The following is a 22,075-nucleotide window of genomic DNA, read 5'->3' as shown; positions in this document are numbered from 1 at the left end:
CTGCCGCTTTCAGAGCGCCGGCAGCGGCTGCATCGGCCCGCCGAGCCACTTCCTGTGGAGCTCGTCGAGATCGCCGTTCAGCGTGCTCTGGAAGATCAGCGTGTCGAGCCAGCGCAGCAAATCGTGCTCGCCGCGCCGGATCGTGATGTGGGCGGGCGCGCGCCGCAGGGCGAACTTGAAGTCGAACTCCTTGGCCGGGTTCTGCTTGGCGAGCTCGACCACGACGACGCTGTTGGCGGCGAGCAGTTGCGCATGGCCGGAGAGATAGGCCTGCACCGCCGTCGCATTGTCCTCGGTGCGCATGATGTCGGCCGACGGCGCCAGCGCCGAGAGGACGAGGTCCTCGGTCGTGCCCTTGGCGACGGCGATGCGGTTTTTGCCGAGATCGGCGCCCGATTTCACCGCCAGTGCCTTCGCGCCATAGACGGCGAGCGCGGTGTCGGCATAGGGCGCGCTGAACATCACCTGGCGCGCCCGTTCGGCGGTGATCGACATCGCCGCGATGTTCATGTCGGACTTGTCGGTGAGCAGGAACGGGATGCGGCTCGCCGCGGGCACCGGCACGAGCTCCAGCTTCACGCCGAGCGACTTGGCGACCAGCTTGGCCATGTCGACGTCGAAGCCTTCGAGCTCGCGATTGGCGTTCATCATGCCGAAGGGCGGTACGTCGGCGAAGACGGTGATGCGCACCACGCCCTTGGACAGGATGTCGCCGAGCTTGTCCGCATGGGCCTCCAGGCTGGCGATCAGCCCGGCCGACAGGGCAAGGATGGCGAAGAACGCCGATCTGAAACCGCGTCTCATGATGCTCCCCCGATTTTGTCCGTTGTCGCCGGCCGCTTCTGCGACCGGCCGGGTCGACCGCACCTGCCCTCCCCGGCAGCCGCAGCAATGACCTAGCGGAATGCTATCGGTTTCGTATATGCAGTCAAGCTTCGCTAATAAATCAAATCGGAGACGCGCGATGACGGCCGAGACCGCTTCCGATGCCCCCGCCCGTCCCTATCCGGCGCCCGCGCTGGAAAAGGGTTTGGAGATCATCGAGTTGCTGGCGATGGCGCAGACGCCGCTTTCGGCGCGTGCGATCGCAGAGCGGCTGGGGCGCTCGAAGAACGAGATCTTCCGGATGCTGTTCGTGCTGATCGAGCGCGGCTACCTCAGCCGCGATCCGGCGAGCGACGAGATCTCGCTCAGCAACCGCCTGTTCGAGCTCGGCATGCGGGTGCCGCGCGCCCGCGACCTGGTCGAGGTCGCGACGCCCGCGCTGGAAGCCCTGAGCGAACAGATCGGCCAATCCTCGCATCTGGTCGTGCTGAGCAAAGGCGAAACCGTGGTCATCGTCAGCGCGGCCGGGCCGGGCGACATCAACTTCACGCTGAGGCTGGGCTATCGCCGGCCCGCTTCCGCCTCGACCTCAGGCCAGGTCATCCTCGCCTTCCGGGACGGCGCCGGTTCCGCCCCGGACCTGTCGGCGATCGCGGCGGACGGCTTCCTGATCGCAGACAGCCACGACGTCGTCGGCGTGACCGACATCAGCGCGCCGATCCTCGATCGCAAGGGCCAGGCGATCGCGAGCATCGTCGTGCCCTATCTGAACCGGCGCGAAGCCAGTCCGCAGCATCGCGAGGCGCTGGCAGCGCTGCTCGCCACCTGCCGCGACATCGCCGGAGAGCTGGGCTGACCCGGAGGCGCCCGGCCCAAAAAAGACATCAGCGCTTGAACAGCGGGTGCTCGACCTTGTCGCCGGGCTTGATCCCGAGCTTCTCGGCGATGCCGGCATTGAGTTCGAGCACCGAGAGCACAGGCTCGCCGGACGGAATCGTTCGGGTCGAGAGCGGCTCGGCCCGCTCGGCGACGCGGGCGACCGTGCCGTCGGCGCGGATGAACAGCATGTCGAGCGAGATGTAGGTGTTCTGCATCCACATCGCGACGGGCTCGACCTGCTTGAAGTCGAAGAGCATGCCGCGATCGGCCGGCATGAACTGGCGGTGCATCAGCCCGCGCGCTCTCTGGTCCGGGGTGCGCATCACCTCGACCTGGAAGGCATGGCGGCCCGAGGTCGTGACAATGGTGAGCGGCTCCAGGCCGCTGGCCTGCGCATTCTGCGCTTCGGCGGCTGTGGGCAGCATGGCGAAGGCGCCGACGACCAGCGCGGCGGCAAAGATGCCCCGCAGCAAACGTTCAACTAAAGACATCATCGCGCCTCACGCCCGACAGGCCATCCCCGCCGCAGCCTTGCCGCAGCCTCGTGGCGGTTCTGCGGCCAAAGGCACGAAGCGGTGCTGTTTCGTCAAGCATTTCGCCGAACTCGCAAGCGCGCCATCTTTCTTTCGTCATCGCCTTGCGGCAGGGTCGGCGCCGACTTCCAACCGGAAACGGATCGCCGAGCTGTCGGCGAATTCGCCTCTGGCGCCGCCAATCGGAGCTTGGCCCGGACTATGCGCTCGCGGGCCCCGACGATGCTTCAGGAGACCACCATGACGATTTCGCCCGGCCGACGCCTCGCCAGCTCCCGGCCGCTGCCTGCGGCGGGGCTTCTGCTCCTCCTCCTGGCGGGGCCCGCCTCCGCCGACGACTTCCAGCTCGACAACCTGAAGCTCGACTTCGGCAAGTTCGTTCTGTCGATCCCGAAGCTCGACGTGAAGGGCGCTCCGCTCAACCGCGAGAGCTTCCGGGCGCTCCTGTTGTCCAGCACGAGCGGCGCCCCGGCGGGTGGCGTGGCCGGGGCCATCGCCGGCGCGAGCCAGGCGGTTCAGCCCGGCGAGAGCGTGATCGCGCGCCTCGGCAAGCTCAACGCCGACGAGATCAGTGCGCCGACCCTGGTGATGGAGCAGACTTTCGGCCCGCAGAAGCAGGTCACGACCTATCGCAACATCAAGTTCTCCGACATCCGCGAAGGCCGGATCGGGCGCGGCGAATCGAGCGATGGCACGATCAAGGTCGAAGGCGCCGCCACCGGCCCGATGAACGGCGAGATCAAGCGCACCAGCTTCGAAGTGCTGGACCTGATGCAGATCGCGCGCATCTTCGGCGAGAAGGCGAAAGCCGGCGAGACGACGCCGCTGCAGCCGATCATCGGCAAGATGGAGCTGGACGGCTACGTCCTCGACCTTGGCGAGCAGGGCAGGATCACCTCCGGCAAGGCCTCGCTGCGCGGCTTCAAGGCGCGCGTCGCCTCCGAGCCGATGGGCGAGCTCCTGGCGCGCATCGCCGAGCTGAGCGATGAATCGGAGAAGGCCTCGCGCAACCTCAACAGCAAGGAAGACCCGGCGATCAGCGAGGCGCGCGACCGCAAGCTGCTCGTCGCCATGGCCGAGATCTTCGACGCCGTCGACTATGGCAGCGGCGAGATCCGCGACATCGTGATGTCGCTGAAGACGCCGCCCAAGCCCGGTGCCAAGTCCGAGCCGGTCGACATGCGCTTCTCGCGCATCGCCTTCGGCGAGGACGCGCCGGAGAAGTCGGGCGTCGCCATCGAGGGCCTGCAGTTCGAAGGCGGCGGCGCCAAGGGCACGATCGGCCTCATCGGCTATTCCGGCTTCTCGCTGGAGGGCGTCATCCGCGAGATCAAGGCCGTCGCCGCCTCCGCGGTCGACATCAAGACGCTCGACTTCCGCCGCTTCATCCCGAAGCTGGGCACGGTCAAGATGAGCAGCGTGCAGATGAGCGTGCCGCAGGACGGCAAACGCGGCCGCCCGGCCGGCCCGCCGATGCAGATCGGTCTCGGCAGCTTCGAGCTCAAGGCCGGCGAGCAGCTCAACGGCATCCCGACCGACATGGCGCTGACGCTCGACAAGATCACCTTCCCGATCATTGAGAGCGCCGACAACCCCGCCGCTAAGGACCTGCTGGCGATGGGCTATCGCAATATCGACCTCTCGGCGAAGCTCTCCCTTGCCTGGCAGGAGGCGAGCAAGGAGTTCGCCATCCGCACGCTCTCGCTCGGCGGCGTCGGCATGGCCAGGCTCGACGCCACCGGCACGCTCGGCAATATCGGCAAGGAGATCTTCACCGGTGACCTTGCCCTCGCGCAGGTCGCGCTGCTCGGCGCCACCGCCAAGAATGTCGAGCTCAAGCTGCAGAATCTCGGCCTGGCGGAGAAGCTGATCGAGAACGAGGCGAAGAAGTCGAAGCGCAAGGCCGAGGACGTCCGGCGTGAATACGGGATGATGGCGAGCCTCGGCCTCGCCGCGATCCTGGGGCCGTCGGACGGCGCCAAGGCGCTGGCCAACGCGGTCGCCCGCTTCGTCGCCAAGCCCGGCATCCTGACCGTCAAGGCCACGGCCAAGACGCCGGCCGGGCTCGGCCTCGCCGACGTGATCGCGCTTGGCGAGCCGACGGAAATCTTCGACAAGATCGACGTCAACGCCACGGCGGAGTGAGGTTGCCGCATTGAGCTCGTCGAATCTGCCTGCTCCGGACGCCGATTGGCGTCCGGGTGCCCTCGCCATCTGGTGGGCCGGTCTCCCGACCGGCCCACGCAGCTTTTTGCGCCGCTGGTTCAACCCACACAACCAGACCCGTCTCTATCTGGCTGACCTGATCGCGCGCCGGCCGGGGCAGGTCGCGATCGGCGCCTATACCTATGGCCGGCCGAAGGTGCGTTTCGCGGTGAGCGGCTCGAATCTCTCGATCGGCCGCTATTGCTCGATCGCCGACGGCGTCGAGATCATGCTCGGCGGCAATCACCGCACCGAATGGGTGACGACCTACCCGTTCCCTGCTTTGCCTCGTCTCTGGCCGGAATCCATCGGCCTCGACGGCAGCCATGTCTCGCGCGGCGACACCGTCATCGGCCATGACGTCTGGCTGGGCTCGCAGGCGCTGATCCTCTCCGGCGTCACCATCGGCCATGGCGCGGTGGTGGCGGCCCGCGCGGTCGTGACCAAGGATGTACCGCCCTATGCGATCGTCGCCGGCAACCCGGCCCGCGTGGTGCGCTACCGGATGAGCGAGGAGCGCATCGCCGCGCTGCTGCGCAGCGAATGGTGGCTGCTGCCGGAGGTCGAGGTCAGGCGGCTCATTCCGACACTCCTGTCGGAGCAGGTCGAGAATCTGCCCGGCGCCGCGCCATAAATCAGTGGAGAACGCCGGTCGCCTCGGCTAGAGGCTGCTGCCGAGGTTCCTCAGCAATATCCCAAGCGATCTGGACGGTTTCATGCACGCCTCCGCGAACGACAAGGCGCGGGTCTTCCGCAAGGCCTATCTCGCCGATGTCGAGACGACCCCCCTCACGGTGCTCGATGTCGGCTCCGCCATCGTCGACGGCCAGTCGCTGTCCAATCGCGACGTGATGGGCAATCCGGCCTGGACGCTGGTCGGCATGGACATCGAGCCGGGGCTGAATGTCGACGTCGCCGTCGCCGATCCCTACGACTGGAAGGAGATCGCCACCGGCTCCGTCGATGTCGTCACCTGTTCCGAGGTCTTCGAGCACGCCGAGTATTTCTGGATCACGATCCTGGAGATCTCCCGCGTGCTGAAGGGCAATGGCCTCGCCTTCATCACCTCGCCCGGCGGCGGGCCGCGCCATCGCTTCCCGGTCGATTGCTGGCGCTTCTACGATGACGCCTTCCCGGCGCTCGCCCGCTATGCCGGGCTGAACCTGCTCGAGGCGCAGGTGCAATGGGTGCCGGCCTATCGCAAGGGCATCCAGTGGCGCGATTCGAGCGCGGTGATGCAGAAGCCGGTGCTCGACGCAGGCCAGAGCCGCCTCGACGCGGCGCGGATCGCGATCGGCAAGAGCCTGCGCGGCACCGAGCCGGCGCTGTCCGAGATCAACGCCGCCGGCCTCGCCGATTCGCCCGCTGCGCTCAGCCCGATCCCGGCCCAGTCCGGCAAGGCAGCCTTCGCCGCGCGCGAGACGGAACTGCTGGCCGGGTCGAACACCTTCATGCGCAAGGGCCGGCTCGTCATGCGTCAGCTGCGCGAGATCCGCCGGATCATCGCCACGCCGATGAAGGATCTGCATCTCTGAGCAGCGGCTGCTCGCTCAGCCCCTGCTGCACCAGTGCGCTGCGGCCGGCGCGGCCGGCGAGCGCGCCCAGGGCCGAACCGGCATGGGCGTACATCTTGTCGCGATTCAGGATAAGGCCGTAACCGATTGCCTTTGCGAGGTTTTCGGCGACCTTGCCAAGACCGGGCAGCGGCAGCCCCCATTTGTGCGCGACATGGTATTGCGACCAGGCGAGATGCCAGCGCGCCGTGAAGCGGCGCTGCGGCGACGGTGCGCTGGACTTGCCGCGGCCGTGGCGTGCGCCGGCACCATCGACATGGATCAGTGCATGCCCCGCCTCGCGCAGGCGGCGGCAGAGATCGTCATCCTCGTAGAACAGGAAGATCGCCGGATCGAAGCCACCGAGGCCTACGAAGACCTCGCGCCGCAGCAACAGGCAGGCGCCCGACAGGAAGGGCAGGCAGGCATCTCCTTCCGGCAGGACGATCCGGCGCGCCCGGTTGAGATGATCGGGCGAGAGCAGCGAGCGCGGCTGCAGGAAGACACGGCCCGACGGCTCGACCAGGCGCGGTGCGAAGGCGGCAGCGTCCGGATAGGCCTCTGCCGCCGCCAGCAGGGCCGCGACTGCGCCCGGCTGCATTTCGAGATCGGGGTTGACGATCAGGATGAAGGGCGTCGTCGCGGCACGTGCGCCCTGGTTGTTGGCCCGGCCATAGCCCTCGTTGCGGTCGTTGCGCAGGACCCGCGCCCCGTGCCGCACCGCGATCTCTACTGAGGCGTCGCCGCTGGCATTGTCGACGACGATGGCCCCCACCCCCTCGCCCGCCAGCGCGGACAGGCAAGCCGGCAGCACCTGCGCGCTGTCGAAGCTGACGACGATGGCGGTGACGTCTGCGGGGGAAAGACTCATGGCCTGCTTCTGCGCGAGATGAGCCGCGCGAAGCAAGAGGCGATCAGCGCCGGGCCCCTAGGCGTAGCTCCTGCTGCAGCCGCTCGCGCTCCTGCATCTCGCAGCGGCGCGGCGCGTTGTAGGACTTCACCGCATAGCTCGCATTGGCGGTGACGAAGCGGCCGCGCTGCTCGGCGGGCAGGCGCGCGATGATGCCGCTGCGATCGACCCTCAGCCCGCAATCATAGGCGCGCGAGACCTGCGCGGCGGTGAATTCGGGCGTGCCCGGCACCGGCCGGGCAGCGATGCAGCCGGCGAGGCTCGCAGCCGCGAGCGCGACGAGGCAAGGCTTCAGGGTAGTCATCGACGATCAGGGCGCCTCGAAGCGGCCGGCGCGGACATCTTTCATCTTGCCGCGCAGGGCCGCCCGCTCTTCGACGGTGCAGGGCTGCGGGCGGACGTCCTGATTGATCGTCTCGGCCTCGGAGACCGAGACATAGGCCGAACGCGCGGCCGCGAGCTGATCGTCGCTCGTCCCGCGCGCCTTCTCGGCGGCGATGAAGCGGTCCAGCGTCGTGCGTTGCGGCGAGCCGGCCTTGCAGGCGACGGCGCGCGACACCGTCGTCGCCAGCAGCGAGGCGCGGCCGGCGGCAGTATCGGCATGACTGGCAACGCAGGCGCCGAGCGGCAGCGCGACGAAACAGGCGAGCAGCAGCGCTCGCCCGGCAGGCAGGTAGGCCATGGTCGCTCAGGCGTCCTTCTCGGGCAGGTTGACGCGCAGATGCGCCTCGCGCAGCTGCTTTGGGCTCGCCGGCGACGGCGCGCCCATCAAGAGGTCGACCGCCTGCTGGTTCATCGGGAACAGCGCGACCTCGCGCAGGTTCGTCGCACCGGCGAGCAGCATGATGATGCGATCGACGCCCGCGGCCATGCCGCCATGCGGCGGCGCGCCGTATTGGAAGGCGCGATACATGCCGCCGAAGCGCTCGATCACGGTCTCCTCGCCATAGCCGGCGATCTCGAAGGCTTTCACCATCGCCTCGGGGCGATGGTTGCGGATGCCGCCGGAGGCGAGCTCGTAGCCGTTGCAGGCGATGTCGTACTGGAAGGCCTTGATCGAGAGCGGATCGTCCTCGATCAGCGACTTCAGGCCGCCCTGCGGCATCGAGAACGGGTTGTGCGAGAAGTCGACCTTCTTCTCGTCCTCGTTGTACTCGAACATCGGGAAGTCGACGATCCAGGCGAAGGCGAAGGCGTTCTCGTCGATCAGCCCGAGCTCGGAGCCGACCTTGTTCCGGGCGCTGCCGGCGAACTTGTAGAACTTGTCGGGATCGCCCGCGACGAAGAAGCAGGCGTCACCTGCATTGAGCCCCATCTGGGCGACGATCGCCGCGACGCGCTCAGGGCCGATGTTGTTGGCGATCGGGCCCTGCCCTTCGCCGCCTTCCTTGACCATCAGGTAGCCCAGCCCAGGCTGGCCCTCGCCCTGCGCCCAGGAGTTCATCCGGTCGCAGAAGGCACGCGAGCCGCCGCCCGGCGCGGGAATCGCCCAGACGCGGTTCTTCTCGCCCTCGAGGATGCGGGCGAAGACCTTGAAGCCCGAGCCGCGGAAATGCTCGGAGACGTCCTGCATCTCGATCGGGTTGCGCAGGTCCGGCTTGTCGGAGCCATACTTCCGAAGCGCCTCGGCATAGGGGATGCGCGGCCAGTTCTTGGTGACGGACTTGCCCTCGCCGAACTCTTCGAAGACGCCGGCGATCACCGGCTCCATCGTCGCGAACACGTCCTCCTGCTCGACGAAGCTCATCTCGACGTCGAGCTGGTAGAACTCGCCCGGCAGGCGGTCGGCGCGCGGGTCCTCGTCGCGGAAGCAGGGCGCGATCTGGAAGTAGCGGTCGAAGCCCGCCATCATCAGGAGCTGCTTGTACTGCTGCGGCGCCTGCGGCAGGGCGTAGAACTTGCCCGCATGCAGACGGCTCGGCACCAGGAAGTCACGCGCGCCCTCGGGCGAGGACGCCGTCAGGATCGGCGTCTGGAACTCCGAGAAGCCGGACGTCTTCATGCGCTGGCGCAGCGAGTCGATCACCTTGCCGCGCAGCATGATGTTGTTGTGCAGCTTCTCGCGGCGCAAATCGAGGAAGCGGTATTTGAGGCGGGTATCCTCGGGATATTCGAGATCGCCGAAGACCGGCAGCGGCAGCTCGGCCGACGGCCCCAGCACTTCGATCGTGGTTGCGAAGACCTCGACGGCGCCGGTGGCGAGATTGGCGTTCTCGGTGCCGGCGAAGCGCGCCTTGACCTTGCCGTCGATGCGGATGACCCATTCGGCGCGTGCCTTCTCGGCATCGGCGAAGGCCGGCGAATCCGGATCGACCACGACCTGGGTCAGGCCGTAATGGTCGCGCAGGTCGATGAACAGCACGCCGCCATGGTCGCGGATGCGATGGCACCAGCCGGACAGACGCACGGAGGCGCCGATGTCGCTCTCGCGGAGCGCGCCGCAGGTGTGGGAACGGTAGCGGTGCAAGGTCACGGGTTCAGCTTTCCGGGCGTCCATGCGGCCGATGGCAGGCACGCAAGCGATTTGGCGCCGTAACCACACGCGTGCGGCTTGCTTGTCAAGAACGCCCGCGACATGGCGCGCATTGATCTGCTATGAGCGCCGGCCATGAAGCTTATCTCCACGACCGAAGAGCTCGCCTCCGCCTGCTCCCGCCTCGCCCTGCATCCGTTCGTCACCGTCGACACGGAGTTTCTGCGCGAGACGACCTATTACCCGAAGCTCTGCCTGGTCCAGATGGCCTCGCCGGACGAGGCCGTGATGGTCGACCCGCTGGCTGAGGGCCTCGATCTTGCGCCTTTGATGGCGCTGATGACCGACCAGAACGTGGTCAAGGTCTTCCATGCCGCCCGGCAGGACCTCGAAATCGTCTGGATGCTCGGCCGGGTGCTGCCGACGCCGCTGTTCGATACGCAGGTCGCAGCCATGGTCTGCGGCTATGGCGACTCGGTCGGCTATGAACAGCTCGTCAACGACCTCGCCAAGGCGCGGGTCGACAAGTCCTCGCGCTTCACCGACTGGTCGCGCCGGCCGCTCAGCGAGGCGCAGCTGGTCTATGCCGAATCGGACGTGACGCATCTGCGCGACATCTACCTCGCGCTGCAGGCCGATCTCGCGGCGAGCGGTCGCGAAAGCTGGGTCGCCGAGGAGATGGCGGTGCTGAACTCGCCCGGCACCTACGAGGTCAAGCCCGAGAACGCCTGGCAGCGGCTCAAGGGCCGCCTGCGCAAGCCGAAGGAGCTGGCGGTTCTGATGGAGCTCGCCGCCTGGCGCGAACGCGAGGCGCAGCATCGCGACGTGCCGCGCCAGCGCGTGCTCAAGGACGATGCGCTCATGGATATCGTCCAGCGCGCCCCACGCTCGGCCGAGGCACTCGGCGAGCTGCGCTCGGTGCCGAACGGCTTCGAGCGCTCGCGCGCCGGCGGCGAGGTCCTGGCAGCGGTCGAACGCGCCCTGGCACTCGATCCGCACAGCCTGCCCCGGCTCGAGCGCGAGCGCGGCCGCCAGGGCAACGGCGCCGTGCTCGACCTGCTCAAGGTCTTGCTCAAGGCGACCGCCGATACCGAGCGCGTCGCGCCGAAGATCATCGCCTCCAGCGACGATCTCGAGGAGATCGCCGGCAATGACGAGGCCGACGTTCCGGCGCTGCACGGCTGGCGCCGCGAGATCTTCGGCGAGAAGGCTCTGGCACTGAAGAACGGCTCGCTCTCGCTCAGGATCGTGCGCGGACGGGTCACGGTCGGCTAGAGCTGGGACGGTTGTCCTCGGCTTTCGGAAGAATGGACTTGTCCGCCGGGACCGAGCTGAGGTCTGCTGCCATCGTTTGAGTGCCGGCAGATGGCTGGCAGCTTCCTGGGGGCGACGTGTTCATCCTGTTCCATCAACTGCCGCTGCCGGCGATGTTCCTCGCCGTCCTGGCGCTGAGCGTCGCGGCCTGCTGGATTCTGATCGGCCTCGTCCGCTTCGCCATCCCGCACCTTGGCTACCGGCTGCGCGAGCCGCTGCCGATCCGCGATTCCATCATCAACACCTGCGGGGGCCTGTTTGCGCTGATCGTCGCCTTCTCCGCCGCCGGCATCTGGAACGATGCCGTTTCTGCGCGGACTGCGGTCCAGCGCGAAGCGGATGCGGTGGAGACCGCGCTGACGCTATCGGTGGTGTTACCGGAAGAGACGCGATCCGAGCTGACCGCGGGGCTGCAGGAATATCTGCGCGAGGTCATCGCGGTCGATTGGCCAGCGATGGCCAAAAGCACCCCCCTGAACGATGCGATCTTCGACCGATCGGAAAAACATCTGCTCGGCGCGATCCAGCTGGTCTCCCGGCAGAATGCGGTGGTGGCCTATGCGCCGCTGCTCAACCAGCTTCTCGAAATCCGCCACGCGCGCCTCGCAAGGCTCGCAGCCTCGATAGCCGGCATCACCTGGGCGCAATGGTGCGCCATGTGGCTGATCTCGACGGCGACCATGCTCTCGATCATCATCTGCAACAGCCATGCCTTCCGCATGCAGATCGTGGCCGCGCATCTCTATGTGCTGGTGGTCTCGGCCGCCTATTTCGTCATCCTGGCGCATGACCGACCGTTCATCGGCCGGATATCGATCCAGCCGACCGCGTTTCAGGGGTTGGTGACGCGCTAGATCCCGCCGATCTTACCCGGACCCCCGCCGTCATCCTGGACAAGCCTCGTAGCGGCGCAGCTCCGGGATCCATCGTAGGGGCTCCGGATCTCTACCATGGATTCCAGGTCGAGCTTCGCTCGCCAGGATGACGAGGGTGGTCCGTGGGAAATCAGCGCATGCCTTAGATCAGGGCTTTCCGCTCAGCGGATGTCGATCTCGCGCCCAAGCAGCTTGGCGAGCTGCTTCAGCCGCCCCGTGACGCGCTCGCTCGCCAGCGACCTCAGATCATCCGGCAGGCGCAGGACGAGGCGGCTGTCGACGCAGGCAAGCGGGGCCCGCGACAGGATGCCCGGCATGCCGGCCGAGATCAGATAGGCGACCCGGAAGGCCGCGGCGAGAATCTGGATGCGCTCGAGCAGGCGCGTCGTCAACAGCCGTCGCAAGTTCTCGGCTGCTGGCGCCGATGCCTTCAAGCCCGCATAGCGATAGAACGCCGTCAGCGCGAGAAAGGCGCGGCCGGGATGATCGACCCCGCTGAACGAGGCGTGGGCGATGACGTTGAGCGTCTGCTCGCCGCGATAGTCGGGATGGGCGCGCCAGCCGATATCGGAGAGCAGGCAGGCGGCGAGCTGCAGCCGCTGCAGCGCCGGATCGTCGTGCGGATAGGCCCCAGCGACGAGCCGCTCGATCCACGCGATCAGATCGGCGGCGTGGCGCGGATCGCGGGCACGCAGTTGGTTATAGTCCTCGGCACCGCGCAGCAGCGCATCGGCCGAGCGCTCGCCCTTGTCGAGCTGCTCGTGCAGCAGGCCTTCGCGCACGCCATTGGCTGAGATCACGACATTGCGCGGCCGGCCGCGCTTGATGATCTGGTCGAGCACCAGCGCGCCATAGGCGAGCAGCGGGCGCCGGGCGGAGGAGACCGCCTCGATCGCTTCGAGCATCGAGGCGTCGGCGCGCTCGACCAGGCGAACGAAGTCGCTCGCCTCGCGGGCCGGCACGATATAGCCGTGCATAACGTTGAGCGGATAGCCCGACTGGCGCTGATGCAGTGTCGCCAGCGCGCGCCAGGTGCCGCCGACGGCGTAGAAGTCGCGCCCGCGCATGGCGGCGAGCTGCGGGTGATGGTCGAGGTCGTCGCGGACGATCTTCTCGGCCGTCTTCATCGAGTTCCCGGAGCGGTCGATCAGCGCGAGTCCGCCGAGCGGCAGGCTGATCCCCTCCCCGACCTGGTCGCCATCCACCGAGATGAGCTCGAGCGAGCCGCCGCCGAGGTCGCCGACGACGCCATGCGGCTGGTCGAAGCCGGAGATCACGCCAAGCGCCGAGAGATACGCCTCGCGGTCGCCCGAGATCAGCTCGATCGCCTGGCCGACCGCCGCTTCGGCGCTTGCGATGAAATCGGGACCGTTCGAAGCATAGCGGGCCGCCGCCGTGGCGATGACCCTGAGCTCACCGACATGCATCGCCTCGCAGAGGATGCGGAAGCGCACCAGCGCCGAGAGCGCCTTGCCGATCGCGTCAGCCGCCAGCATGCCGGTCGAGGCGACCTGCCGGCCGAGGCCCGCCATCTCCTTCTCGTTGAAGACCTGCGCGGGAGCCCGCGACAGGTTCTCATAGACGACGAGACGGACCGAGTTCGAGCCGATGTCGATGATCGCGACGGAGTCGCCGAAGCTCAGCCGGCCCGGCGCCGGCTCAGGCCTTCTTGCTGGCGCGGCGGGAGAGGCTGCGCGGGCTCGAACTCGAGAGAGATTTTCCACGACCAGACAGGCTCGGGTTCGTCATGAAATACTTGTGGGCGTTGAACGACTCTTCGGCCGACGGCGGGACAATGCGTCGCGAGCCGCCATCGGGCAAGATGGTCCAGCTCTGTTCGTTGTCGAGAAAGTTCGCCAGCATGATCTGTTCGAGCATTTGCTGGTGGACAGTCGCGTTCAGGATCGGCGTCAGGGCCTCGACGCGGCGGTCGAGATTGCGTGGCATCAGATCGGCGGAGGAGATGTAGAGCTTGGCCTTGGCCGAGGGCATGCCATGGCCGGCGCCGAAGGCATAGACCCGGGTATGCTCGAGGAAACGCCCGACGATCGACTTGACGCGGATATTATCGGAGAGGCCCGGCACGCCCGGCCTGAGGCAGCAGATGCCGCGCACGACGAAATCGATCTGCACGCCGGCCTGACTGGCGTCATAGAGCGCATCGATGATCTCGGGATCGACCAGCGAATTACACTTGCCCCAGATCGCGCCCTTGCGGCCCGCCTTCGCATGCGCGACCTCCTCGGCGATGTCGTCGAGCAGGCGCTGCTTCAGGTTGACCGGGGAGACGGCCATGCGCTCGAGCTCGGCCGGCTCGGCATAGCCGGTGATGAAGTTGAAGATGCGGGCGACATCCTGCGCCATCACCGGATCGGCGGTGAAGAAGGAGACGTCGGTATAGATGCGCGCCGTGATCGGATGGTAGTTGCCGGTCGCGATATGGCAATAGGTCGCAAACTGGCCGGCCTCGCGGCGCACCACCATCGAGAGCTTGGCATGGGTCTTGAGCTCGATGAAGCCGTAGACGACCTGAACGCCGGCGCGCTCCAGATCCTTGGCCCAGCGGATGTTCGCCTCTTCGTCGAAGCGCGCCTTGAGCTCGACCAGCGCGGTGACCGACTTGCCGGCCTCGGCCGCTTCCGCCAGCGCCTGGACGATCGGCGAGTTCGATGAGGTGCGGTAGAGCGTCTGCTTGATCGCGACCACGTTGGGGTCGCGCGCCGCCTGCTGCAGGAACTGCACGACGACGTCGAAGCTCTCATAGGGGTGGTGGACGATCAGGTCCTTCTGGCGGATGGCGGCGAAGCAGTCGCCACCATGCTCGCGGATGCGCTCGGGAAAGCGGGCATTGTAGGGCTTGAACTTGAGATCAGGCCGGTCGACGCCGACGAGCTGGGAGAGCTCGTTCAGGCCGATCATGCCCTCGACGACGACGATCTCGTCGGGATCGACCTTGAGTTCGCGGATGATCAGCTTGCGCAGATGCTCCGGCGTGTCGGAGTGGAGCTCGAGCCGGATGACGACGCCGCGACGGCGCTGCTTCAGCATGGTCTCGAAGACGCGGACCAGGTCCTCTGCCTCCTCCTCGATGTCGAGATCGGAGTCGCGGATGATGCGGAAGGAGCCGGTGCCCTTGACCTCGTAGCCGGGGAAGAGCTTGCCGATGAAGAGCGCAACCAGATCCTCCAGCATGATGAAGCGCTGGACGCCTTCGCGGGCGAGATCGGGCAGTTCGATAAAGCGCTCGACCTTGCCGGGGACGCGGATCAGCGCGTCGAGCGCACGCCCGTCGCTGATGCGCTCCAGCGCCAGCGCGATGGTGAAGCCGAGATTGGGAATGAAGGGGAACGGGTGGGCCGGGTCGATCGCCAGCGGCGTCAGCACCGGGAAGACATAGTGCAGGAAGCGATCTTCCAGCCAGATGCGGTCCTGTGCGCCGATATCGGCCGGCCGCAGCAGCATGATCCGGTTCGCCTCGAGATCGTGCTTGAGTTCGATCCAGCGGGTCTGCTGGTCGCTGGTCAGTGCCGAGACCGCCTCGCCTAGCGCCGTGAGCTGCTCGGCCGGGCTCAAGCCATCCTGGCTCGGCGTCACCACGCCGGCCTTGAGCTGCTCGCGCAGGCCGGAGACGCGGACCATGAAGAACTCGTCGAGATTGTTCGCCGAGATCGACAGGAAGCGCAGCTGCTCGAGCAGCGGATGGTTGCGGTTGGAGGCCTCCTCCATCACCCGCCGGTTGAACTGCAACCAGGACAGCTCCCGGTTCATGAAGCGCTTCGGCGACTGCCGCAGCTCCTCGTCCAGATGAAGAACCGTATCGGTCGCCACCGAGGCCACAGCCTTCAGGACCGGCGCTTCCGCCACATCTTGGGTCATTCGCTTCGCTCTCGCTGTCGACGCCGCTCGTGCCACTGCCGGTCCTGTAGCTGTGCTGTGTGTCGTTTTGCTTGCAGCCGCTGCGGCCGCTCCCGCCTTGAAGCCACCGTAGCGTGACGGTTCGATGACAGGCGAGGCCAAACGTCACATTTCATCAACGCACATGGCGCTTGCACCCGCCCTGCCCCTGCTGTTTGGTCGGCATGTGAATCCCGCATGCCTTCAGACCTAGTCCAGAGAGCGAACTTGTCAGCGCAGAACCAGCACGCCGACGACCACGGCGATATCGTCTACCCCTCGGCCATTCCCTTCGTGCTGGCGCATCTGGCCTGCTTCGGTGCGCTCTGGAGCGGCGTCAGCGCAACCTCGCTCTGGCTCGCCTTCGGACTGTACTGGCTGCGCATGTTCGCGGTGACCGGCGGCTACCACCGCTACTTCTCGCACCGGACCTACAAGACCAGCCGAGCCGGCCAGTTCCTGCTCGCCCTCCTCGCCCAGTCGACGGCGCAGAAGAGCGTGATCTGGTGGGCCTCGAAGCACCGGCACCACCACCGCTTCTCCGACACCGAGCACGACGTGCACTCACCGGTGCTGACCTCGTTCTTCTACTCCCATGTCGGCTGGATCTTCAGCAACGGCCACGATCGCTGCGACACCTCGACCGTCACCGACCTGACGCGTTTCCCCGAGCTCACCTTCCTGCACCGGTTCGAATTGCTGCCGGCCTTCGCGCTCGCACTGATCTGCTTTGCCATCGATGGCTGGAGCGGGCTGTTCGTCGGCTTCTTCTGGTCGACGGTCGCGGTCTACCACGGCACCTTCTGCATCAACTCGCTGGCGCATGTGCATGGCGACAAGGACTATGTCACCGGCGACGAGAGCCGGAACAACTGGTGGCTGGCGATCATCACCATGGGCGAAGGCTGGCACAACAACCACCACGCCTATCAGTACAGCGTCCGCCAGGGTTTTCGCTGGTGGCAGTGGGATCCGACCTATTACCTGATCCTCGGCCTGTCGAAGCTGCGCCTGACCTGGGATCTGAAGGCGCCGCCGCAGGCGGTGGTCGAGCGCTCGCAGGCGCTGCCGCCGCGCGTGATCGAGCGCTCGGCCGAGCGGCTCGCCGCCTCCGTCCCGGTGGAGCGCATCGTCCAATCCGTGCGCGACGCTTATGCCAACGTGCCCGGCCTGCCCGAGCTGCACCTACCGACGCTGACGCTGCCCGAGTTCCGCGAGGCGCTCGCCGCCCTCCAGGCGCGGGCCAGCGAGCAACTGCATGCGATGCAGGCGCAGGCGCAGGACGCGATTGCGCAGTGGCACATGCCGACCCTGCCGAGCCGCGAGGAGCTGGCCGAAAAGGCTGCCGCCATGTTCGTCAAGACGCCGTCGCTCGACGCGATCGCGGCGCGGGCGCACGACCTCCTGATCGAGACCGTCCATGCCCGCCTGACCGGGGCGGCGGCTACGGCGAAGGCCTGAGCGCTTATTCCTCGGGGAAGAGCGAGGCGACCACCTCGGTGGCCATGGCGCGGGTGACGCGCCGGCCACGCTCGAGCGAGAGTTTGTCGAGCGCGTCGACGAGGTCGCGCGCCGCCGCGAAGGAACGCTCCATCCTGAGCGCCAGCGCCTCGATCGTGCCGGTGTCGACGATGAGCTGACGGTCGACGAAGAGCTTGACCAGCAGGGCACGCAACAGCGCGTCGTCCGGCGGCGCGATCTCGGCTTGCGGCGCCAGCCGCAGGCGCGACAGCAGATCCGGCACCTTAAGCCCCCAATGCCCCGGCTCGGTCCGCGCCGTCAGCAGGACGGTGCCGCCGCGCGCCTTGGTGGCGTTGAGCAGATGGAACAGGGCCGGCTCGTCGAGCGGAGCGCGATCGCAATCTTCGATCACCAGCGCGCCGCCGGAGGCCAGATGCGGCACCTTCGCCTCGTCGAGCTCTTCCGCGGACAGCGTCCAGGCATGGGCGCGCGCCGCCCAGATCGCGGCGAGATGGGTCTTGCCCGCCCCTTCCGGCCCGACCAGGCGCAACCAGGACGCCGGCCAGCCCGGCCAGCTCTCGATCATCCCATAAGCCTGTTCGTTCGAGGGACCGACGAGGAAATCCTCGACGCCGTGCCGGCTGTCGACCGGCAGGTCGAAGGCGAGCTGGCGCGGCTTCACCGGCGGCTCACGGCTCGGCATGAATCTTAGGCGCCTGGCCGGTGCGGCCGCGATAATAGGGGCTGGAGAGGTATTGCCGCAGCACGAAGCGGGCGAGCACGCCGATGACAGCCGCCAGCGGCACCGCGAGCAGCAGGCCGACGAAGCCGAAGAGCGAGCCGAAAGCGAGCAGCGCGAACATCAGCCAGACCGGATGCACGCCGATCGAGTCGCCGACGAGCTTGGGCTGCAGGATGTTGCCCTCGATGAACTGGCCGGTGGCGAAGACGGCGAGCGTCAACAGCGGCATCGTCCAGTCCGGCCAGAACTGCACGGTCGCGACACCGACCGAGAGCACGAGCCCGGTCAGCGAGCCGACATAGGGAATGAAGGACAGGAAGCCGCTGATGATGCCGATCAGCGCGCCAAAATTGACGCCGACCAACGACAGGCCGATCGCGTAAAACGTCCCGAGCAGCAGGCAGACCAGCGCCTGACCGCGCAGGAAGCCGGCGATGGCGACGTCCATCTCGTGCAGCAGGCCGCGGATCGTCTCGCGATGGTCGAGCGGCAGCCAGCTGTCGACCGTCGCGACCATGCGATCCCAGTCGGCCAGCAGGTAGAAGGCGATCACGGGGGTCAGCACCAGCAGCGAGAACACGCCGATGATCGCGGTACCACCCGACCAGAGCGATCCGAGCAGCCCACCAACCCATTTCGTCGCCTCGCCGACGAGATTGCCGAGCGAGCTCTGCGCGTCCTCGGCCAGCTTGGCGCCGCCGAAGCGCTCGATCAGCGGGGCGCCGCGCTCCATGATCAGCGCCTGCAGCTTGGCGGCATCGGCCGGCAGGCGCGCCACCAGCCCGGCGAGCTGCTGGCTGAGCAGCGGCGCCAGCAGCACCAGCCCGACGATGAAGACGAGCAGGAACAGGCAGAGGATCGCGATCGTCGCCGTCAGCCGGCTGAGGCCCCAGCGCTCCAGCCGATCGGCGAGCGGATCGAGCAGATAGGCCAGCGCCAGCGCCGCGATGAAGGGCAGGAGCACGTCCCTGAACAGCATCAGCCCAAGCACGAGGATAGCCAGGGCGAGCAGCCAGAAGAGCAGTTGACGCTGAAGACTCATGCACTCGCCTCTACATGACTATGGCGCCTGATTATGGTGATCCGCCCCGGATCATCCAAACTTCTGGGTCAGCCCGCCATATGCCGCAGCCAGAGGGCGAGGTAGGCGCCCATGGAGGCGAGCGTCAAGGCCGCGACGATGATCTGCGCTACCGGCATGATGGCGCCGGCATCGATGTCGAAGGATTTCGAGCCGAGCACCAGGGCCGCGAAAACGAGCTGGGCGGCGGTGTTGAGCTTGCTGACGACGATCGGCGCGATCGTCACCGGCTTTTCCATCAGCCAGGACAGGATCACCGCCGTGACGATCATCAGGTCGCGCGAGACGACGACGATCACCAGCCAGACCGGGATGATGCCGACGATGGCGAGGGTGATGTAGATCGAGACGATCAGCGCCTTGTCGGCGAGCGGATCGAGATAGGCGCCGAGCTCGCTCTTCATGTCGAAGCGCTTGGCGATGAAACCGTCGACCGCATCGGAGACGCCGGCCGCGACGAACAGGAAGAAGGCCTCGTCCCAGCGGCCGTTGATGATCATGACGATCACCAGCGGCACCAGAATCAGGCGGCCGATCGTGATCAGGTTCGGAAGCGTCATCGCGGGAAACCTGCCGGCTGAATCGCAGCTCAGGGTAGAACATGGGCGGGAGAAGTGCGAAACGCTTTCGCGGAAGGGCTTGCCCCCCGCCTTGCGCTTGCCTATTCGCTCGCGAAGCGAAGGAGCGAACACTGATGACGAAACCGGGCGCCAACGGGCTGACCTATGCGCAGGCGGGCGTCGACATCGATGCCGGCAACGCCATGGTCGACGCGATCAAGCCGCTGGTGCGCTCGACGCGCCGTCCCGGCGCCGACGCCGAGATCGGCGGCTTCGGCGGATTGTTCGACCTGAAGGCCGCCGGCTTCAGCGATCCGATCCTGGTCGCGGCCAATGACGGCGTCGGCACCAAGGTCAAGATCGCGATCGAAAGCGGCCGGCATTCGACCATCGGCATCGACCTCGTCGCCATGTGCGTCAACGACCTCGTCGTCCAAGGCGCCGAGCCGCTGCTCTTCCTCGACTACTACGCCACCGGCAAGCTCGATCCGAAGGCCGGCGTCGAGATCGTCCGCGGCATCGCCGAGGGCTGCCGCCAGGCCGGCTGCGCCCTGATCGGCGGCGAGACCGCCGAGATGCCGGGCATGTATTCCGGCAGCGATTACGACCTCGCCGGCTTTGCCGTCGGCGCGGCCGAGCGCGGGACCTTGCTGCCGCGCGCCGATCTCTCGGCCGGCGACGTTGTCCTCGGCCTGCCCTCCTCCGGGGTGCATTCGAACGGCTATTCGCTGGTCCGCCGCATCGTCGCCCTCTCGGGCCTCGCCTGGGAGGCACCCGCCCCCTTCGCATCGGACAAGACGCTGGCCGAGGCGCTGCTGGAGCCGACCCGGATCTATGTGAAGAGCCTGCTGCAGGCGCTGAAAGCGGCGCCCGGCATCAAGGCGCTGGCCCACATCACCGGCGGCGGCTTCCCCGACAACATTCCGCGCGTCCTGCCCGACGATCTCGGCGTCGCGATCGACCTGCCGGCGATTCCCGTGCCGCCGGTGTTCGGCTGGCTCGCCAGCGTCGGCGGCGTCGCCGAGCGCGAGATGCTGCGCACCTTCAACTGCGGCATCGGCATGATCGTCGTCGCCGAGGCCGCGCAGGCCGAGGCCGTCATGGCGGCGCTCACCGAGGCCGGCGAAAAGCCGGTGCGGCTCGGCGAGGTCACGGCGCGCGGCGCCGACGAAGCCGTCGCCTATCGCGGCAAGCTCGCCCTGTGAGCACGGCAAGGCGGGTGCGGACCGCGATCCTGATCTCCGGGCGCGGCTCCAACATGGTCGCGCTGATCGAGGCGGCCAGGGCCGCCGATTTCCCGGCCGAGATCGTGCTGGTCGCCGCCAACCTGCCGGATGCCGGCGGGCTGGAGCGGGCCGCCGCCTCCGGCATCGCTACAGCCGCCGTCGACCACCGCCCCTTCGGCAAGGATCGCGAAGCCTTCGAGCGCGCGCTCGACGAGGTCCTGCAGGCCCACCGGATCGAGCTCATCGTGCTCGCCGGCTTCATGCGCGTGCTGACGCCCTGGTTCGTGACGCGCTGGCAGGGCCGGCTGATCAACATCCACCCCTCGCTGCTGCCCGATTTCCGCGGCACGCACACCCATGCGCGGGCGCTGGAAGCCGGCGTTGCCGAGCATGGCTGCACGGTCCACTTCGTCGTGCCCGAGCTCGATGCCGGGCCGACCATCCTGCAGGCGAAAGTGCCGGTCCTGCCCGGCGACGACGAGGCAAGCCTGTCGGCGCGCGTGCTGGAGCAGGAGCACAGGATCTATCCGCAGGGGCTTGCGCTGGTGGCGTCCGGCGCGGCGCGGCTGGAGAACGCGGCGGCGGTCGAGACTTGAAACCGAAGACGTCATTCTCGGCCGTAGCGAAGCGGAGAGCCGAGAATCTCAGGACCAGAAGGCACAAGCAAGCGCCTCCTCCGGCCTGAAATGCCCGGGTCAAGCCTGCGCATGACGCATCTTTGCCTACTGCACTCTCACCGTTTCCCCCTGCAGGGCCTGCTGCTCCATCGCCCGGCGAGCTGCGGTCTCCTGCTCCTCCTTCTGCCAGCGCCGGAACAGGTCGGCACGGCGGGCCGGATAGCGCTCTTCGCGGGCGGTGAGCTCGGCGATGCGGTCGGTGCGGAAATGGCGGAAGGCCTGCCGGAGCTCGCACCAGGCGATGACGACGCGGACTCGGTCGAAGAAGGTCATGCCGATCGGCCAGATCATGCGCTGCGATTGCGCACCGGCCTCGTCGCGATAGGTGATATCGAGCTTGCGCCCGTTGCGGATCGCGGCGCGGATCGCGGCGGCGTCGACCTGATCGACGATCGCGGAATCCTTGCAATAGGCCGGTGCGAACAGCGCGCCGTCGAGCAGGATCGGACGCAGGTGCGGCGGCAGCACCGCAGCGACCTTGGCGACGACGTCTTCGGCGGCACGCGCCAGCGTCGGGTCGGCGCGTTCGGTGAGCCAGCGCATGCCGATCAGCACGGCCTCGATCTCATCGGGCGAGAACATCAGCGGCGGCAGATCGAAGCCGGCATCGAGGACATAGCCGATGCCGGCCTCGCCGCGCACCGGCACGCCCTGGCGCAGCAAAGCGGCGATGTCGCGATAGACGGTGCGGACCGAGACATCGAGCTCGGAGGCTAGCGTCTCGGCGGTGACGGGGCGACGCCGGCGGCGCAGCCCCTGAATCAGATCGAGCAAGCGTTCAGCGCGCTGCATGGCGAGGTTCCGCTTATAAGAAGATGGCGTAAGCTGATCTTGCTCTACCCGCCCTGACATCAAATGTCAGGAGCG

General features: G+C 67.4%; 21 protein-coding genes. 9 read left to right on the top strand and 12 right to left on the bottom strand.

Annotation, left to right across the window (positions count from 1 at the left end):
• Positions 1–9 precede the first annotated feature (9 nt).
• Complete coding sequence (locus ASE66_RS25080) at positions 10–804, bottom strand: transporter substrate-binding domain-containing protein (protein WP_057192453.1); 795 nt, start codon at positions 802–804, stop codon at positions 10–12.
• A 160-nt stretch (positions 805–964) separates the two neighbouring features.
• Here ASE66_RS25080 and ASE66_RS25075 point away from each other — a divergent pair, with 160 nt between their 5' ends.
• A complete protein-coding gene (locus tag ASE66_RS25075; protein ID WP_057192452.1) occupies positions 965–1,681 on the top strand; it encodes an IclR family transcriptional regulator in 717 nt (238 codons plus the stop codon).
• A 28-nt stretch (positions 1,682–1,709) separates the two neighbouring features.
• On the opposite strand, the gene ASE66_RS25070 is transcribed toward ASE66_RS25075, so the two are convergent.
• Positions 1,710–2,195 (bottom strand): DUF192 domain-containing protein, encoded by a 486-nt coding sequence (locus ASE66_RS25070; RefSeq protein ID WP_057193380.1) that lies wholly within the window; start codon positions 2,193–2,195, stop codon positions 1,710–1,712.
• 282 nt (positions 2,196–2,477) lie between these two features.
• Between ASE66_RS25070 and ASE66_RS25065 the strand changes: the two genes are divergently transcribed.
• The 3 genes from ASE66_RS25065 (at position 2,478) to ASE66_RS25055 (ending at position 5,977) form a co-directional block, all read left to right on the top strand.
• Entirely contained in the window at positions 2,478–4,382 is a 1,905-nt protein-coding gene (locus ASE66_RS25065) for a hypothetical protein (RefSeq protein ID WP_156412320.1), read from the top strand.
• Between the two features lie 106 nt (positions 4,383–4,488).
• Positions 4,489–5,076, top strand: coding sequence for a CatB-related O-acetyltransferase (locus tag ASE66_RS25060; RefSeq protein ID WP_057193378.1), 588 nt, complete (start codon positions 4,489–4,491; stop codon positions 5,074–5,076).
• 82 nt (positions 5,077–5,158) lie between these two features.
• Positions 5,159–5,977, top strand: a complete 819-nt coding sequence (locus ASE66_RS25055; RefSeq protein ID WP_057192450.1) for a class I SAM-dependent methyltransferase — start codon at positions 5,159–5,161, stop codon at positions 5,975–5,977.
• On the opposite strand, the gene ASE66_RS25050 is transcribed toward ASE66_RS25055, so the two are convergent.
• The 4 genes from ASE66_RS25050 to aspS are packed head-to-tail and all read right to left on the bottom strand — an operon-like array spanning position 5,943 to position 9,372.
• The gene (locus ASE66_RS25050) at positions 5,943–6,866 is read right to left on the bottom strand and encodes a glycosyltransferase family 2 protein (protein ID WP_057193377.1); all 924 of its coding nucleotides are present in this window, start codon (positions 6,864–6,866) and stop codon (positions 5,943–5,945) included. The two genes, ASE66_RS25055 and ASE66_RS25050, sit on opposite strands and share 35 nt — an antisense overlap.
• Positions 6,867–6,909: 43 nt before the next feature.
• Positions 6,910–7,209, bottom strand: coding sequence for a hypothetical protein (locus tag ASE66_RS25045; RefSeq protein WP_057192449.1), 300 nt, complete (start codon positions 7,207–7,209; stop codon positions 6,910–6,912).
• Between the two features lie 6 nt (positions 7,210–7,215).
• On the bottom strand, positions 7,216–7,587 hold the full coding sequence (locus ASE66_RS25040; RefSeq protein WP_057192448.1) for a hypothetical protein: 372 nt from the start codon (positions 7,585–7,587) through the stop codon (positions 7,216–7,218).
• A 6-nt stretch (positions 7,588–7,593) separates the two neighbouring features.
• Positions 7,594–9,372 (bottom strand): aspartate--tRNA ligase, encoded by a 1,779-nt coding sequence (gene aspS / locus ASE66_RS25035; RefSeq protein WP_057193375.1) that lies wholly within the window; start codon positions 9,370–9,372, stop codon positions 7,594–7,596.
• A 141-nt stretch (positions 9,373–9,513) separates the two neighbouring features.
• Between aspS and rnd the strand changes: the two genes are divergently transcribed.
• A complete protein-coding gene (gene rnd, locus ASE66_RS25030; RefSeq protein WP_057192447.1) occupies positions 9,514–10,653 on the top strand; it encodes a ribonuclease D in 1,140 nt (379 codons plus the stop codon).
• A 116-nt stretch (positions 10,654–10,769) separates the two neighbouring features.
• On the top strand, positions 10,770–11,546 hold the full coding sequence (locus ASE66_RS25025) for a DUF4239 domain-containing protein (RefSeq protein WP_057192446.1): 777 nt from the start codon (positions 10,770–10,772) through the stop codon (positions 11,544–11,546).
• A gap of 182 nt (positions 11,547–11,728) precedes the next feature.
• Here the strand turns inward: ASE66_RS25025 and ppx are convergent, their stop codons facing one another.
• Positions 11,729–13,291 carry an exopolyphosphatase gene (gene ppx / locus ASE66_RS25020; RefSeq protein ID WP_082613720.1) on the bottom strand — a complete coding sequence of 521 codons (1,563 nt, stop codon included), beginning with the start codon at positions 13,289–13,291 and terminating at the stop codon, positions 11,729–11,731.
• Entirely contained in the window at positions 13,227–15,443 is a 2,217-nt protein-coding gene (locus tag ASE66_RS25015) for an RNA degradosome polyphosphate kinase (RefSeq protein WP_057192445.1), read from the bottom strand. The genes ppx and ASE66_RS25015 overlap by 65 nt, the downstream gene beginning before the upstream one ends.
• A gap of 246 nt (positions 15,444–15,689) precedes the next feature.
• Between ASE66_RS25015 and ASE66_RS25010 the strand changes: the two genes are divergently transcribed.
• Positions 15,690–16,922, top strand: a complete 1,233-nt coding sequence (locus tag ASE66_RS25010; protein ID WP_244495057.1) for an acyl-CoA desaturase — start codon at positions 15,690–15,692, stop codon at positions 16,920–16,922.
• Positions 16,923–16,926: 4 nt separating this feature from the next.
• On the opposite strand, the gene ASE66_RS25005 is transcribed toward ASE66_RS25010, so the two are convergent.
• The 3 genes from ASE66_RS25005 to ASE66_RS24995 form a co-directional block, all read right to left on the bottom strand.
• On the bottom strand, positions 16,927–17,625 hold the full coding sequence (locus tag ASE66_RS25005) for a hypothetical protein (protein WP_057192443.1): 699 nt from the start codon (positions 17,623–17,625) through the stop codon (positions 16,927–16,929).
• Positions 17,612–18,706: an AI-2E family transporter gene (locus ASE66_RS25000; RefSeq protein ID WP_057192442.1), complete on the bottom strand. Its 1,095-nt coding sequence runs from the start codon at positions 18,704–18,706 to the stop codon at positions 17,612–17,614. Before ASE66_RS25000 ends, ASE66_RS25005 begins: the two co-directional genes overlap by 14 nt.
• A gap of 68 nt (positions 18,707–18,774) precedes the next feature.
• Complete coding sequence (locus ASE66_RS24995) at positions 18,775–19,305, bottom strand: CDP-alcohol phosphatidyltransferase family protein (RefSeq protein WP_057192441.1); 531 nt, start codon at positions 19,303–19,305, stop codon at positions 18,775–18,777.
• Positions 19,306–19,439: 134 nt separating this feature from the next.
• Between ASE66_RS24995 and purM the strand changes: the two genes are divergently transcribed.
• Both purM and purN read left to right on the top strand, forming a co-directional pair.
• The gene (gene purM, locus ASE66_RS24990) at positions 19,440–20,510 is read left to right on the top strand and encodes a phosphoribosylformylglycinamidine cyclo-ligase (protein WP_057192440.1); all 1,071 of its coding nucleotides are present in this window, start codon (positions 19,440–19,442) and stop codon (positions 20,508–20,510) included.
• 14 nt (positions 20,511–20,524) lie between these two features.
• Complete coding sequence (gene purN, locus ASE66_RS24985; protein ID WP_413814292.1) at positions 20,525–21,127, top strand: phosphoribosylglycinamide formyltransferase; 603 nt, start codon at positions 20,525–20,527, stop codon at positions 21,125–21,127.
• A 126-nt stretch (positions 21,128–21,253) separates the two neighbouring features.
• Here the strand turns inward: purN and ASE66_RS24980 are convergent, their stop codons facing one another.
• Positions 21,254–22,000 carry a helix-turn-helix transcriptional regulator gene (locus ASE66_RS24980; RefSeq protein ID WP_057192439.1) on the bottom strand — a complete coding sequence of 249 codons (747 nt, stop codon included), beginning with the start codon at positions 21,998–22,000 and terminating at the stop codon, positions 21,254–21,256.
• Between the last annotated feature and the right edge of the window lie 75 nt (positions 22,001–22,075).

Source organism: Allobosea sp. Root483D1 (genome assembly GCF_001429505.1).
Lineage (GTDB): Bacteria > Pseudomonadota > Alphaproteobacteria > Rhizobiales > Beijerinckiaceae > Allobosea.
Note: the sequence above shows the minus strand (reverse complement) of the source record. Positions and strands in the feature narration are given on the sequence as shown.

What these genes read in the sequence shown, in the direction of transcription:
- ASE66_RS25080 (WP_057192453.1), bottom strand. Translation starts at nt 804, where the DNA reads ATGAGACGCGGTTTCAGATCGGCGTTCTTCGCCATCCTTGCCCTGTCG.
- ASE66_RS25075 (WP_057192452.1), top strand. Translation starts at nt 965, where the DNA reads ATGACGGCCGAGACCGCTTCCGATGCCCCCGCCCGTCCCTATCCGGCG.
- ASE66_RS25070 (WP_057193380.1), bottom strand. Translation starts at nt 2,195, where the DNA reads ATGTCTTTAGTTGAACGTTTGCTGCGGGGCATCTTTGCCGCCGCGCTG.
- ASE66_RS25065 (WP_156412320.1), top strand. Translation starts at nt 2,478, where the DNA reads ATGACGATTTCGCCCGGCCGACGCCTCGCCAGCTCCCGGCCGCTGCCT.
- ASE66_RS25055 (WP_057192450.1), top strand. Translation starts at nt 5,159, where the DNA reads ATGCACGCCTCCGCGAACGACAAGGCGCGGGTCTTCCGCAAGGCCTAT.
- ASE66_RS25050 (WP_057193377.1), bottom strand. Translation starts at nt 6,866, where the DNA reads ATGAGTCTTTCCCCCGCAGACGTCACCGCCATCGTCGTCAGCTTCGAC.
- ASE66_RS25045 (WP_057192449.1), bottom strand. Translation starts at nt 7,209, where the DNA reads ATGACTACCCTGAAGCCTTGCCTCGTCGCGCTCGCGGCTGCGAGCCTC.
- ASE66_RS25040 (WP_057192448.1), bottom strand. Translation starts at nt 7,587, where the DNA reads ATGGCCTACCTGCCTGCCGGGCGAGCGCTGCTGCTCGCCTGTTTCGTC.
- rnd (WP_057192447.1), top strand. Translation starts at nt 9,514, where the DNA reads ATGAAGCTTATCTCCACGACCGAAGAGCTCGCCTCCGCCTGCTCCCGC.
- ASE66_RS25015 (WP_057192445.1), bottom strand. Translation starts at nt 15,443, where the DNA reads ATGACCCAAGATGTGGCGGAAGCGCCGGTCCTGAAGGCTGTGGCCTCG.
- ASE66_RS25005 (WP_057192443.1), bottom strand. Translation starts at nt 17,625, where the DNA reads ATGCCGAGCCGTGAGCCGCCGGTGAAGCCGCGCCAGCTCGCCTTCGAC.
- ASE66_RS25000 (WP_057192442.1), bottom strand. Translation starts at nt 18,706, where the DNA reads ATGAGTCTTCAGCGTCAACTGCTCTTCTGGCTGCTCGCCCTGGCTATC.
- ASE66_RS24995 (WP_057192441.1), bottom strand. Translation starts at nt 19,305, where the DNA reads ATGACGCTTCCGAACCTGATCACGATCGGCCGCCTGATTCTGGTGCCG.
- purM (WP_057192440.1), top strand. Translation starts at nt 19,440, where the DNA reads ATGACGAAACCGGGCGCCAACGGGCTGACCTATGCGCAGGCGGGCGTC.
- ASE66_RS24980 (WP_057192439.1), bottom strand. Translation starts at nt 22,000, where the DNA reads ATGCAGCGCGCTGAACGCTTGCTCGATCTGATTCAGGGGCTGCGCCGC.